Annotated in this window: 12 protein-coding genes and 1 pseudogene; 12 read left to right on the top strand and 1 reads right to left on the bottom strand. The window is 44.2% G+C overall.

Translation table 11 applies throughout. The features are described 5' to 3' along the window. Positions 1–94: pseudogene (locus tag H9X84_RS12300) on the bottom strand (helix-turn-helix domain-containing protein); the annotation flags it as partial. A 961-nt stretch (positions 95–1,055) separates the two neighbouring features. Here H9X84_RS12300 and H9X84_RS12295 point away from each other — a divergent pair. From H9X84_RS12295 to H9X84_RS12240, 12 genes are all read left to right on the top strand, one after another. Further along, on the top strand, positions 1,056–1,445 hold the full coding sequence (locus H9X84_RS12295; protein WP_205134551.1) for a lipocalin family protein: 390 nt from the start codon (positions 1,056–1,058) through the stop codon (positions 1,443–1,445). Positions 1,446–1,996: 551 nt separating this feature from the next. Beyond that, positions 1,997–2,875, top strand: coding sequence for a hypothetical protein (locus H9X84_RS12290; protein WP_205134550.1), 879 nt, complete (start codon positions 1,997–1,999; stop codon positions 2,873–2,875). Further along, positions 2,872–3,450 carry a hypothetical protein gene (locus H9X84_RS12285; RefSeq protein ID WP_205134549.1) on the top strand — a complete coding sequence of 193 codons (579 nt, stop codon included), beginning with the start codon at positions 2,872–2,874 and terminating at the stop codon, positions 3,448–3,450. The genes H9X84_RS12290 and H9X84_RS12285 overlap by 4 nt, the downstream gene beginning before the upstream one ends. Before the next feature lie 478 nt (positions 3,451–3,928). After that, positions 3,929–5,293, top strand: a complete 1,365-nt coding sequence (locus tag H9X84_RS12280) for an ABC transporter substrate-binding protein (RefSeq protein WP_205134548.1) — start codon at positions 3,929–3,931, stop codon at positions 5,291–5,293. Positions 5,294–5,314: 21 nt separating this feature from the next. Then, the gene (locus H9X84_RS12275) at positions 5,315–6,907 is read left to right on the top strand and encodes a response regulator transcription factor (RefSeq protein ID WP_205134547.1); all 1,593 of its coding nucleotides are present in this window, start codon (positions 5,315–5,317) and stop codon (positions 6,905–6,907) included. A gap of 169 nt (positions 6,908–7,076) precedes the next feature. Continuing rightward, positions 7,077–7,430, top strand: a complete 354-nt coding sequence (locus H9X84_RS12270; protein WP_205134546.1) for a hypothetical protein — start codon at positions 7,077–7,079, stop codon at positions 7,428–7,430. A gap of 59 nt (positions 7,431–7,489) precedes the next feature. Further along, on the top strand, positions 7,490–9,850 hold the full coding sequence (locus tag H9X84_RS13150) for a histidine kinase N-terminal 7TM domain-containing protein (RefSeq protein ID WP_205134545.1): 2,361 nt from the start codon (positions 7,490–7,492) through the stop codon (positions 9,848–9,850). Then, on the top strand, positions 9,843–11,267 hold the full coding sequence (locus tag H9X84_RS12260) for a sensor histidine kinase (protein ID WP_205134544.1): 1,425 nt from the start codon (positions 9,843–9,845) through the stop codon (positions 11,265–11,267). Before H9X84_RS13150 ends, H9X84_RS12260 begins: the two co-directional genes overlap by 8 nt. Positions 11,268–11,269: 2 nt before the next feature. Then, the gene (locus H9X84_RS12255; RefSeq protein ID WP_205134543.1) at positions 11,270–11,887 is read left to right on the top strand and encodes a response regulator transcription factor; all 618 of its coding nucleotides are present in this window, start codon (positions 11,270–11,272) and stop codon (positions 11,885–11,887) included. Between the two features lie 139 nt (positions 11,888–12,026). Continuing rightward, complete coding sequence (locus tag H9X84_RS12250; protein ID WP_205134542.1) at positions 12,027–12,404, top strand: hypothetical protein; 378 nt, start codon at positions 12,027–12,029, stop codon at positions 12,402–12,404. A gap of 176 nt (positions 12,405–12,580) precedes the next feature. Next, positions 12,581–13,696 carry a hypothetical protein gene (locus H9X84_RS12245; RefSeq protein ID WP_205134541.1) on the top strand — a complete coding sequence of 372 codons (1,116 nt, stop codon included), beginning with the start codon at positions 12,581–12,583 and terminating at the stop codon, positions 13,694–13,696. A gap of 75 nt (positions 13,697–13,771) precedes the next feature. Continuing rightward, positions 13,772–14,813 (top strand): SPFH domain-containing protein (locus H9X84_RS12240; protein ID WP_205142733.1); only part of this gene is annotated, 1,042 nt, incomplete at its 3' end.

Here is a 14,813-nt window from a genome sequence, read left to right as displayed (position 1 = left end):
ATTGCTTGATCCATCTGGAAAGAGCAGTTTGAGAAACACCATACTCTTTGATCAGAGAAGCTTGTGTTTTGCCATTATGATAGAGCTCAACAAGAGTTCGTTTGAAATCTTCATCATAATAATTTTTTTAGCCATAAAGATGCCTCCTTTTGGTGTCTAGTATTATGGTACATCTGTTTATAAATTGAGTCCACTTATTTAATATAGATCCAAAAAGATTGGACGGCAGATCAAATAAGTCTGAGCGAGTACGTTGATCCGTTTACGGGTGAAAAAGTAAAAGAGAACAAATAAAAAGTCCGCTAAAGGTGGCAGTTGAAGAAGTAGAGCGCTTGGCGGACTTTCAAAGTGCTTGCAAGCGATGCTGGTAAAAGCCCCTTCTAGGGGCAGAGCAAACCACCGGCTAAGCCGGTGGTCCTGATAGGTTAACCGAAAAATTCTCTATGCTAGGGGAATCAAAGAAATCCATCTTCTGGAAAAGACTACCCACAGCGGGTAGGGTACGGGAGGAAAAAAGGCATTATAATAAAGCTAGATATCCAAAATGCAGGAAGGCAAAACAGTACGGTAGACTATATATCAGATACTGCTGATGCAGGAAATAATGGCCAAAATGTTTGATGCTTCCAGCATTCTGCCTGGCTGTCCTATGGAGCAGATAAAGGCGGTTTACCATGCAATTGGAATCAAACGAAAGGAGGAGGTCAACGATTCTGTGTTTTATGACGTATTGTTGGAGTTTTTGGTTGCAAGTCTGCAGACTCTCTGACGCAGACAGAGATTATTTTGAAATGGGAAGTATCCTAATTTTATTACCTGTATGCAGATGCCGCAGTTTGCCCAAAAGCTTTGGAAACGACCTTTGACATAGTTTAAAGCGCGTTCCCGTAAATAGGAAGAATCCTTTCATCTCCAAAGAAAATAAAGGATATTATAGAGGGAATTCCTATTTTTACGTCAATTTTTAATTACAGCTATTGTAATAACTGAAATGGTTATGACAGCTGCGTTGTCTCTGAAGTAAAAACGATCAATGAAAAGAAAGGAAGATGAACATGAAGATGCAGAAAAGAGTATTGACATTCCTGATGGCCCTGATGATGGTTTTAGGTTTGGCAGCCTGTGGTGGCGGCAGCGAAAGCGCTGCTGGTACTTACAAAATGACCAAGATGTCCTCAGAGGGCATTGAAATGACTGCAGAAGAAATGACTGAACTGTTCGGCATGGAAGTTGAAATGACCCTTGAACTGAAGGATGATAATACCTTCGTTCTGGATATGGGTTTCCTCATGGCTGAAGGTGAAGAAGGCGCTAGTGGTACCTGGAAACTGGATGGTGATTCTCTGATTCTGTCTGCAGACGGTGAAGATATCACGACTACTTATGACGGCAAAACCATCGTTCTGGAAGAAGGAACTGAAATTCTTACTTTCGAAAAACAATAAATTTTCACAAAAAGCCCAGCGAAAGCTGGGTTTTTTCATTGCACATGATTCCGATGATGGGAGTCCACAAATACATAGGGTACAGCGATAGATTTTGCCCCACAGTCAATTTCTTCTTTATTTTCTGAGACTGCTGTATTTTGCGTAGACTACCCACAGCGGGTAGGGAAGAAAAACCCAGACTATGTTATATTAAAAAAAATGATTCTCATCCTTGAAAATGGGAGAAATTCAGGAAACTGTTACTCTTTTTGACATACCAAGGATTGGATCAAATTGGGGATAAGAAAAAGAAGCCTGAATAGCTGGTCCAAATAGAATCCTGCAATTTTCCCATGAGATGTTTGTGATGACAACTGATGCCATCAAGGATAAATCCCCCTCCTGAGATGGCTCTGTTGTTCTCTCTGTTTCTTTTCTTGTAGGCAGACTGCCCCGCCAAACAAATACGGATGCTGTTCCATTGGAAAGAAGGAGTTTTTTCAAATCTTTGAAAAACAGGGAAAAATAAAATCTTCTGACACAGAATGCAATAGAATGGAGGAATGACTATGAGAAAAATATTTGGTTTTATCCTGACTGTCATTGGTATCTTTACTGTTTTTCTTGCCGTGAAAGGACTGGTTTCTGCTCCGGAATCCGTCAAAGTGTTTGAGGATGCCGTGACCGTTGAAGATGGCAGGCTGGACCCCGCAAATGAAGGAAAGCTGGTAATCGTTTCGGGAACGCTGAAATCAGATCAACAACTGCAGGACCCTCTGACAGGTGTGGAACTGCCCGGTATCGCTGCCCGCAGAGTTGTCTGGACGTATGAGGCGCTTGGACCAAGAGATAAGAATGATTATGTCACCTGGGACTGGGTGGAGGATGTGATTCCCATCGGGGAAGCACCATACTATGGTATCAATGCGGATACACAGATTACAACCATTCTGGTGGCACCAACCACCATCGGCGATTTTCAGGTAGACAACAATTACTTTACGGAAGTTTCTTTGTCAGATACTTTCACAGATTACAATGAAAATGACCTGAAAGAAGGATGGTATCTCCATTTCAAGGATAAAGAAGCGAAATATTCCGTTTCACAGGACAAAGAATTATCAAAAAGAACGAAACATTACACCCCTGAAACACTTGGGGAACCCTCCAAGCCCTGGGATGCTGGCAGACAGAAAATCAGCTATAGAACCTTTTCTCCAGAAGATCCCATGGTGTATACATTAGTGGGCATTCAAAAAGGAGATACGCTGACCCAAGATGCCAATATCAGTCTGTCCACTATCTATGAAGGTGCACTGACGCTGGATGACTTTATGGAAGAAACAGAAGGGTCGGTGAGAGCCGGTTCGATTTTTGGCATTGTCATCGGTCTGCTCATTACTCTGCTTGGTGTTAAAAAGTTACTGTTCCGGAGGTGTCAGGAATGACAAAAGCAAAGAGTAAGCTTGTGAGCAGCGGAACTTATGTTTCTAATGAGGCACTGAAAGGGCTTTATTTCAAAGAACGCATCCTGATATTCCTGAGTGTTGGTCCGATTCTGTTTTTTCTCTTTGGCATCCTGCAGGGGATTTTTGGAAACAATCAGGTTCTGCGTGACGGACTTGTGACCAGTGTGATCATGGAAGTGCCCTTTGTGCTGATGTTTCTGGCAGGTCTGCGATACGGCAGAAGAATAGGTCTTGTGCGTCGATATAACCTGATTTTTATGTGTGACACGGATGGAGTCGTTACCATGGATGAACTTTCCAGACAAATGGGAAAGCCTGCGGAGAAAATACTTTCCCAGTTGGAACGGCTTTTCCAGCAAGGTCTGTTTTGTGACTGTACGCTCCAGATGGGCGGTGATCCTTGCGTGATCCTTTCTGGTAAGTCAGGCAGCAGATCTAGCTTTGTCAATGTGGTATGTCAAAGATGCAACGGAACCACAAAACTGCGTGCAGGCACCAGCGGCAAATGTGATTATTGCGGCAGCGCCATTTCGGCTAGGAAAATAGATTCATAAACTCAATAACTTAAAATGATTTCGGAAGCCAGTAGGGCTTGTCAATTTTAAAAAGTGGCAGGCTCTTTGGCTTTCTTTTGATTTTATGATTGTAACAGTTGCTTGAACGCTCCAGCGATTTCTTATCGCAGTCTTCCATAGATTGGAATTGTTAGAGATAGCATATTTTGTTTCAAGGCACTTGCCATATGCTTCAATCATATCACATTATTTGAAAAGACAGATAGAGGGTGGTTTCTGAAATATCTTTTGGCAAAATCAAACAGGCGTTAAAATCTTGCAATGCTTATTTGTAGCCTTTATAATAATAGATAGAAAAAGGGAAAGGATGATAATTAACAAAAAACTACCCGTTATGGGTAGGGAAAAATAGTAAAAAATATACTATACTAAAAAAATAATGTTTATCAAATGGAAATGACGGTTTGCGGCACTTCTGATTTTTTATGAGAGAATGAGAAATACGGGGGAGGGGCATATGAGAAATAGAGGTTATATTTTTTTCGTGATAATTGTGTTACTGCTTTGTGCTGCTTGTTCTAATACATCAAAGAAAGAAGAAACACCAACTACTATTACAGTCTGGCATGTCTATGGTGGACAGACAGATTCTCCGCTCAATGATCTTATTGATGAGTTTAATCAAACTGTAGGAAAAGAGAAGCAAATCAATGTACAGGTAACCTCAGTGTCTAACACCAATACGATTCATGAACTGGTGCTGGCTGCGGCCAATGGAGAACCTGGAGCATCAGAACTGCCCGATCTTTTTATCTCCTATCCAAAGACAGTAATGGCTTTACCGGATGACAGCATTCTTGTGGATTATCGGGATTATTTCAGTGAGGAAGAACTGTCCGCCTTTATTCCGGGTTTTGTGGAGGAAGGAATGGTAGATGGGCATTTGGTTATCCTTCCCGTGGCAAAATCCACAGAGATTATGTTTATCAATGAGACAATCTTTGATCGATTTTCTCAAGCAACCGGTATCACTATGGAGGATTTGAGTACTTGGGAGGGACTTTTTAGGGCTGCGGAGGTCTATACAGAATGGACCGATGCGCAGACACCGGATATTCCAGGAGATGGGAAGTCTATGTTTGTTCATGACTACTATTTTAACTACTTTCAGGTGGGAGTGGAGTCTCTTGGCGAGAATTTCTTCCAAGAAGGCAAGATTGCCTTTGGACCTGCTTTTAAAACAGCCTGGGAGCCTTTGGCGCGAGCTGCGCTTAAGGGCGGTGTCTGGTTAAAAGGGGGATATGCCACTGAATCTCTTCGCACAGGCGACAGTATTGTCAGCGTAGCTTCTTCAGCCAGTATTCTATATTACAGTGATGTAGTGACTTACCCGGATAACACTTCTGAGAATATTACTTTTGTTTCTCGTCCTTGTCCGGTGTTTGAGGATGGAGAAAAGATGGTTATGCAGAGAGGCGCGGGATTTTGTACAGTACGTTCTACTCCGGAGCGAGAGCAGGCTGCTATGACTTTCCTTAAATGGCTGACGGAACCGAAACACAATGTAGAGTTTGTGACCAGAACGGGATATATGCCGGTGACACAGGCTGCATTTGAAAACGAGCTGCCAAAGGCCATTGAGGAACTGGAAAGTAGCAAATATGCCTCTCTCTATCAAGCTTTTTTGGATACTCAGACCAATTATAAATTTTATGAACCGCCGCAGCTGGAAACTTATTTAAGTCTTGAAACAACATTGGAAGAAAATGTGAGGGCGCAGCTTGCGCTGGGGCACCAAGATTATTTGAATGCTGGAGAGAGTGGACTGGAGCAGATCAGTATAGAACGCTTCGAGACCTTCCGGAGTATCATGGAGCGATAACATGGGAAAGGGGGAGAAGCCATGCTGAACAAACTAAGGGAGTTTCGGGCTCTGAATGCCTTTGTAAAAAAACAGAGTGTGGGGATGCAGAGGAAACTGATGTTCTACTGGGTATCCATGATCCTTGTGGTTTTTATGGCAGTGATTCTCCTTCTGTCCATTGCCGGAGCTTTTTCATGGGATGATGAACAGCTCCATGAGGTGATGGAACTCCAACTGAAAAATACGCAGGATAATCTGGAGAGTCATCTGGATCATCTGACTGCGCAGAGTTTAAATCTTTCTAAAGAACTGAGCCGTGAGATCGAAGGGGTACTGGTGAAGGAAGGTATCTCAATGCAGGAGGTTAATGATGATCCCAAGAGATTGCTGAAACTGCAAGAAGTTATGTATCCCCTGATTAATGCAACACTCCAGACAGCGAACTGCAATGGTGCATATGCAATTTTGGACGCAACTACCAACACCGGATTGGAGATAGCGGACCACTCCAGAAGTGGCATCCATCTGCGCTATTCTAATCTCAGTGCAAGCAGCCCGGTTACACCTACTGTGGTTTACTTTCGTGGTATTCCAGATATTGCATGGCAAAAGGATCTGGAACTGCATAATCGCTGGAATTTGGAATTTGATACCGATCAGATTCCGGGCTGCCGGGAATTAATGAACGCTACATTGAGCCGCCCTGCGGAACGTTACTTCTGGTCTCATCGGATCGATTTGAAGGACACTTGGGAATCCACTATGTTGCTGTGTGTTCCGATTGTAGGCGGCAATGGGACTGTGTATGGTGTCTGTGGCGTAGAAATTAGCGCCCTGTATTTCCAATTTTCCTATCCTACGGTAGAGGGACAATTCGGTTCAGCAGTTACTGTACTTGCGCCTATTCAGGATAATCGTCTTCGGTTGGCTGACGGATTGGTTGGCAGTGCCAAAGGTACCTACTTAAGTGGAAAAGAGACGCTTACCATACATAGGGGACGATATTATAATGAATATGATACGGGAACCGAGCGATATATTGGACTGCATCAGGCGATGCCTATTTCTAATAACGAAACAGAGGATACCGTCTGGGCTGTTGTGGTTTTGATTCATCAAGACAGTTATGATGCATATACTGCCGGTATCCAGAAGACATGGATTGTTGCGGCTATGGGATTGCTTTTGATATTGTTGGCGCTTTCTTTCTTTTTATCGCAAAGATTTGTTCGCCCTATTACTGAAAGTCTGAAGCGTTTCCAACAGGAAGAAATGCTGGAGCAGGGGATATCTTCGGGCATCTCTGAAGTGGATGAACTGGCTGGGTTTCTGAATGCCAGAGCGCGCAACCAGCGATTAGAGCAGGGAGAACTTCCACCGAATATTGCGGAACTTTTCGATCAGTTTATAGAGCGGAAGGGGCTGCTTACAGAAGCAGAACGAAATATTCTACGTTATTATATTGATGGTCATGAAATTGCGGAAATTCCAGAACTTGCTTTTATCAGTATGAGCACAGTACGCAAACATAATCGAAATATATATGAAAAATTGGGCGTAGCCTCCAGGGATGAACTGATGCTCTATATTGATCTGCTTCGACGTTGTGGAAGGCTGGAAGAACTTTTTTGATTCTTATATGGATTAAGTAAAATGCACAAAAACTTTGAAGGTTTTTGTGCATTTTCTATATTATCCAATGGATACTTTTTTAAAAAAGTATCTAGAAGACTATATATTCTTTTATTTTCTTTCCTTAAAGTAAAGATAAGAAAGGTAAAAAAGAAAGGAGGCATACGATATGATAAATTTGTTATCCAGTTATCTTGAGGATTGCTCTACACCACAATATTTCTGTTTTGCTATTCGTTGTGAAGTATGCGGTGAGTTTTGGTACAGCAGCAGTGTTCCGTTCTCCAAAGCAGCGCAGGCGGCGGATTATTCGGACAAGAAAGAGTTATATGATGCAATTTACCAGAGAGAAAAAGAAAGAGCTAAACTGGCCGCGGGAAAAGAGGCTAGAGAACGATTCAGCCAGTGCCCTATCTGTCGGCGGCTGGTTTGTGATTCCTGTTTTCTTATCTGTGATGAGATGGATCTTTGCAAAGAATGTGCTGATCGGTTGAAGGAATATGGGGAGCCGGTGGTACCATGAGGATTCGATTGCTATCGTTTTTTCTTCTATTATGTCTGTTATTCACTGGATGTACGGCGGTGAGTGCTAAAAGATATTTGATCCCTGATGTGGAGGGATCTGGAGAATATGTCAGAACATTGAACACATACCTCTCTGAGTATACAATTAGAGAGCCTAAAGATACTCTTTATGCAGAAGTGGCAAAAGGAAATGCTGTGGCTTGTTTTGATGTACAGGCGATACCGGCCATAAACCGTGGTGTTGGACGATACTGGTATCCTCATGTTTTATGCACTGTGGTGATTGCTGTGGATCGCTCAAAGACAGACGCCGAGGTCACTAGTTGGAATAGTCTTATGGGGATTCAGGATACCGTTGGTGTAGGAAGCTATTCTGTTATCCGAAATATGTTGGTTATGGGTGCCATATCTTATGGATTGAACCAAGAAAATCCAACAAAACAGGATGCATTAGGTTTTATGGAAGAACTCTGCAAAGATGGAAGGTTTGTGCTTGAAGATCAAGATGCCCCGGTTTTACTTTGTCTGGATTACGAAGCAGCCGCGTGGAATCGGAATGGAGGAAATTATGAAATCGTTGTGCCGGAGGAAGGAACATTATCTTACCGCATAGGGTTACTATCGGATGTCCCTCTGACACTGGAGTCAGGATTAGATGAAGCACTTTTGGCTGCGGGGTTACCTCTGGTCAGTGGAGACAGACCACAGGGATTTCCGCAGGATTATGAGGCGGCTCATAAGCTGAAGGATGAAGACTATGACTGGTTTCTGAATCTTACGGGAGACAGTAGCAGGGATCTGCGTAGACAGGTTTTTCATACGCGGCTTTATACAACAGCAGACCTAAGAGAGCATATTTTATCCGCCTTATTGGTTATTTCTGCCATATTGTTGTGGAAAGGGACGGTATCCCACAGAATGATCCGGCGAGATATCAGCCGGATTGCCAGTACCATGAGCTTGCTCATGGTAGGATGGTTATTGCTGCGTCTTTTCAAATATCAGCTGACACAGAGTGGAGTTCTGTGCCGAATGTGCTGGTATGGCTACTATGTGTTTCAGCTGGCTTTGCCAATTACACTGTTCTATCTGACGATAATTCTGGACAGACCAGAGGGGAAAATAAAACTGCGGCGTCTGCAATGGGTGCCGTTTGGTATCTATGTATTTTCTGTATTGTTGGTAATGACTAATGACTTGCACCATATGGTATTTGTTTTTGATCCTAAAGGAAACTGGAACAATGACTATCGTTATGGCTTAGGATATTGGATGATTACCGTTGTTTCACTTTTGTTTTTGGTATTGGCTCTTGGCAGATTGGTTTATAAAGGGCGAATGAGCGCCCACTGGGGTAGTAAAATATTTCCGTTATTGTTCTGTGGAGGCTTGTTTGCTTATGTGATTGCTTACATTTATCGAGTGCCTCTGGTGTGGGAAAGTGATCTGACGGTCTGTATCTGTATTATTTCTGTTTTGTTTTTTGAAGCAGTGCTCCGTACAGGAATGATCCCAATTAACATGCGATATCGGAAGTTGTTTGTATCCGCGCCCATTGGACTGACCTTGCTGGATGAGGATGGACATACGGTTCTTTGCTCTCGTGGAGCGCCCCCTGTTTCATATTCTATCTGGAAAAGATTAGTTACGGATATGGAACATCCGCTGCTGCGGGATAATGATACACAGCTTCGGGCCGTTAAGATTCATGGTGGTATGGCAGTGTGGCAGGAAAATCTTTCTACGCTTAATCGAGTTCGGCAGGAAATCCAGAGTGTGCAGACTCGTCTGGAGGCAGCCAATGCTCTGCTGCGAGAGGAGGAAGAGGTCAAAAAACGCCTGCTGACAGCGGAAGTAAATCGAAATTTATTTGAACATCTGGATCGTGATATGGAACGCCGCATCACAAAACTGGCACATCTGATCGAAAGACTACCGGAAGCAGAATATCAGAGGGATCTGACTGCTTATATTACATTGTGTTTGTGCCATATTAAACGTCGATGCAATCTGTTTTTCTTGGCGCGTCAGGGAGAGTCACTCCTAGGAGAGGAACTGAGCATTTATTTGGATGAGTTAACGGAGCTGGCCCGTTATGCGGGGCTGAAAATGCTGATCCGCTGTGGACAAAATGGTGCTTTAGAAATTCGCAGTGCCACAATTTGCTATGATTTTGCCTTTGAGAGTATATCTTGGGCATTGAGAACGAATGCCTCCCCATTGATGGGCTATCTGGAACTGGAGGATGACAGACTGTTATTTCGTTTTCTTCCAGGCAGCGATCCAGAACAATGGTGTTTCTCAGAAGAACTTATGGCAGCGGTATCTGTATCAGGCGGACAAATCGTCTGTAAGGATCTGGATGACGCCGTGGGGATCTGCATGACTTTACCGATAGGAGGCGAAAGCTGTGGCTAAGTTTTACGGTTTACCCCAATGGATGCTGACAACATTGGTAATGCTGATCGCTTTGTGTATTGTGCTGCAAACAGGTGCGATTTCCTATAGTTTCCGGCGTTTGCGTACTGGATGGGTGCGTATGGTGGAAAATGGGATGGAGTGTGTGATTTTGGTAATTTTATTCCTTTTCGCAGCGCTTCTTGCTCAGGTAAAATATGCGTTGTACTGTGGATTTCTGGAATCCAGTGACTATTACCTGATTCGGCAGGTGGCATTTCTGATTTCAGCGGCACTGTGTATTGCCACTGCGGTAGGAACGGAGATGATCTGGCCCTTTTTCGCTATCGGAGGGTCGGCAGTTCTGTTGCCTATGACAGAGAAGATTACGGGCTTTGCATACCCCTTCTTTTTCCTAACGAGTATCTTGTTTTTTCTGGTTCGCAGTATACATATCTGTTTGATGCGGCGGCAGGAAATTCATACCCAGATTTCATATGTGTCCATTAAAGAAACGATTGATATCCTTCACACGGGGTTGTTGTTTTTTCGCCAGGATGGCAATATTCTTTTATGCAATCACCGAATGGATGAGTTGGCTCAGCAGATGATAGGGCAGTCTTTACAGAACGGAAGGGAGTTTCAGCAGCTTTTGGAAGGCGGCTCTTTGCTTCATGGTTGCTCGCGGGAAGTTTTTGGGGACCAGCAGGTGTTTCGTCTTCCGGATGCTTCTGTGTGGAGCATATCTTCTCACGATATTCCGCTGAAACACCGGACATTGGTTCTGTTGACTGCCGATGATGTCACGGAGCGCTGGGATGCGGTGGCGCTTCTTGCCCATCAAAATAAGGTTTTGGAAAAACGCGGGCAGGAACTGCGTCATACCATAGAGCATTTACAGACTATTTGCGAAGCGGAGGAAATTGCCCGAAGCAAGGGCAGGGTACATGATCTTTTGGGGCAGCGTATTAGTTTGTTGCTGCGGGCTCTGCGGGATGATCAGCAGCCAAATGAAGCATTGCTGATGGATTTTGTACGCAATCTTCCTACAATGCTCCGGGAGGATCGAACGCCGAGTCCCGATTATCGTCTGGAAATGCTAAAGAAAACCTTTCAGGGTATGGAGGTGTCTGTTGAAATTCAGGGAAATTTACCGGATGATATGGAAGTTGCAGACAGCTTTGCAGAGATTGCTGTGGAGTGTGTCACAAATGCTGTGCGCCACGGGTATGCCACTCGCATCCAGTTTCATTTTTTCCAGAATGATTGTTGGCGCATGACTGTAACCGACAATGGAATTCCTCCTGTTGGACCGATTCGGGAAGGGGGCGGTATCAGTGAGATGCGCCGCCGGATTCACCGAGTAGGCGGTACACTGGAACTTTATACAGTGCCTCGATTTAGTATCCAAATCTTTGTTCCAAAGAAAGGGGTGTAGAAATGATCAAAGTTCTTATTGTGGAAGATCACGCATCTATGAGAGAATCTCTTACTGCGGCTCTGACGGCATCGGGTGAATTTGAGATCGTGGGCGAGGTGTCTAATGCTGACTATGCCCTTGATTTTTGCAAACGTTTATATCCGGATATGGTTCTGATGGATGTATGCACAGAAGGCGGTGCTTCCGGGTTGAAGGCAGTGGAGGCTATTCGTAAAGATAACACGGAAATAAAAATCATTGTTATGACCGCTTTTGATGAAATTACTTATATCCCGCGAGCAAAGGCTGCTGGAGCCAATGGTTTTGTTTATAAAAGCAAAAGCCTGAATTATTTTCTGGAGGTTGCGAGAGAAGTGGTGGCGGGTGGCAGTAGTTTTCCGGAACCAAAGACGATTCCAGTACCTAAAGGTGAAGCTCCTCTGACAGATCGTGAGATGGAAGTGCTCAGGTTGATGTGCAAACATATGACGAACAAGGAAATTGCCCGGGAATTATTTATCAGCGAAAATACTGTCAAATATCATAAGATGAATATGCTGGGAAAAACTGGGTTTTCTAAAGCTGTAGATTTGGCTTTTTACATGATCTCCAATGGATGGATCAATCCACTATATTAAAAAATGAAGTCTTAAACCATCGGTATTTACCGATGGTTTTTGTTTTCCCAGAAAATACTACCCGCTATGGGTAGGGTGCGATTTTAAAAAAATCATTAAAATTAAACTAAGAATAGAGGATATGCAAGGAGGTGGGCATTTGAAAACAGTAGTTTTAATCATGCGGCGGGCCTCATTAGCACAAGGATTAATGACAAAAATACATCAGATTCATGATATGCAGCTGTGTTTTGAACCAGACTACACCAAAGCAGATGTAGCAATCCGAGAGCATTTGGCTTCCGGAGCACTTCTGGAAGTTTCTGAGGATGGTGTGCATGACATTGGCACTTGTTTGGCTCTGTGTGCAAGATTACGGAAGGTAACGCCATATTGCCGTCTTATGCTGATGTGCCCGGAGGGACAGACAGAAGCTGTTCACTGTGCAATCGAAGCAAAGAGGAGGGGAGAGATCGACGATTTTGTTTTTTATGATGTGTCTTTAGATTATCTTGCCGCCAGTTTGCAATCTCTTTAAGATGGCATCAGCACGGATGTTTTCTGAATGTCAAAACATAACGGACTATCGCCTTGAGCCGTTTCTATGAAAGCGGATTTGGCCTGACATATGAAAGTGTCGGAAACATTTTATTAGAAGGATGTGTTTGGTAAAAATATAAAAGAACGCTATCTCGATTGGAGGAGGGGGTATAAATGAGCAGATGGATATGTGGATTGATTGTGTCAATGTCGATTCTAATTCCGCTTTCTGGATGTTCTGCTATGCAGACGCAGGGGAAAACAACAGGCCAGAATCAGCAGGTAAGAAGTTCGGACAAAGATAAAAATGCAGCGCAGTTAATTTTGGGCAGCGTACAGAATGCAGCAGACCCTCTGGACTTTGCAGATGAAAACGCTCTGAAAGCGGTATTAGAAGGTCAGTGGGAGTATTGCCCGCCGGCTTCCTTTGAACCGGCTCTGTGGATCAGCTTTACCAAAGATGGTAAGGTCCATGAACGGATCAAAAATCCCAATGGTACCTACCAGGAAAGAAATGGCTCCTATCAACTGAAACGTTGGGAAATGCAGCTGGAAGCAGTTCCGAATCTACTACAGATCCAGTTTCCAGTTGCTGGCGGATACGTGACGACCTCCGATTTCCTGATCTACAGAAAAACCCTTTGTGACGGAAAAATCGTACTGGAACTGATGCAGATGAATAATGGTGATAGCACATTCAGCACACACTTCAGCGATACGTGTCCTGTTCTGGAACGTGCTACCATTTGGCAGCCTCAGGGAACAGTGAAAAAAGGCGAGACATTCTATGGCGCAGTCTGGAAAATGAATCCAACGACAAAGACTGTATGGGTGGATGATGTTGTAGAAGGTGGCGTGAATATCGGCCGGTATGAATCACTGCCTTATCAGGCGGCTCCTCAGCTGGATCTGAATGCTCTGCCTCCGCAGCTCTTGGTAAACGGCGGCATCTGGACCATCCAGACAGACAGCATGGGACGGATCACAGCAATGGAACCTTACATCTATGGAGAATACGATGATGGATACGATATGGAAATGACGGAGGAAGAAGCGGCAACGATTCTCTCAGGGTTTACAGAAGTACAGTTCTATCTGAATCAGGGAATGTCCATGTTTTTCGATGGTGACATAGAAGTCATCAGCGGAGAAACCTGTATCGTAATCGCTCTGGGAACAAACCATAGCGACTATTTTGTTCGGGAACTCTATTATGCAGTATCTCCATATGGCACCGTATATTCCTATGATGTCATCACGGATACTTGGAACCTCTTAGGATTGGGTTGATGCCCTAATAAGAAAAGAAAAACGGAAAATAAATCTGACATATAAACGAAATCAATTAAGAGAGGAGATTATACTATGGGACTGATCAAAGCGATTGCTGGTGCAGCCGGTGGCGTTATGGCGGATCAATGGAAAGAGTTCTTCTATTGTGAAGCGATTCCTGCGGATGTGTTGGCAGTAAAAGGAAAAAAGAAAGTCACAGGTCGCTCCAGCAACTATAAAGGTGATGATAATATCATTACCAACGGCTCTGTCATTGCAGTGGCAGACGGTCAATGTATGTTGATTGTTGAGCAGGGCAAAGTGGTGGATGTGTGCGCTGAGGCCGGTGAGTACATATATGATATGTCTACGGAACCAAGTGTTTTTTCCGGTGATCTTGGTGAAAGCATCGGTCAGGTATTCCAGAATATCGGAAAGCGTTTTACATTTGGTGGAGAAGCACCAAAAGACCAGAGGATTTATTACTTTAATACAAAGGAAATCGTAGGAAACAAGTATGGTACCCCTTCTCCTGTTCCATTCCGCGTAGTAGATCAGCGGGCGGGTATTGATTTGGACATCGGGATTCGATGCTTCGGTGAATACAGCATTCGTCTGATAAACCCGCTGCTGTTCTACACCAACGTATGCGGCAATGTCAACGAGGACTACAAAACAGACCAGATCGCAGGACAGATGAAGACGGAACTCCTGACGGCACTCCAGCCTGCATTTGCTAAGATTTCCGAAATGGGTATCCGTTACTCCGCGCTGCCGGGACATACACAGGAACTGGCAGAAGCTCTCAATGAACAGCTTTCTTCCAGATGGGGTGATCTGCGAGGCATGGAAATTGTGTCTTTTGGTGTTTCCAGCGTGAAGGCCAATGAGGAAGACGAGCAGATGATTAAAGAACTGCAGCGCAACGCAGCCTTTATGGATCCTACAAGGGCAGCGGCGCATTTGGTTGGCGCACAGGCAAGCGCGATGCAGTCGGCGGCCAGCAACCCCAATGCCGGTCCCGCTATGGCTTTTATGGGCATGGGGATGGCTGGACAGATGGGCGGCATGAACGCCCAGAACCTCTATCAGATGGGCGCACAGCAGCAGGCTCAGCCCACCCCCGCCCCTGTAC

The sequence above is a fragment of the Anaerotignum lactatifermentans genome (genome assembly GCF_016902535.1).
Taxonomy (GTDB): domain Bacteria; phylum Bacillota; class Clostridia; order Lachnospirales; family Anaerotignaceae; genus Anaerotignum; species Anaerotignum lactatifermentans_A.
This window is presented reverse-complemented; position numbering and strand designations above follow the sequence as displayed.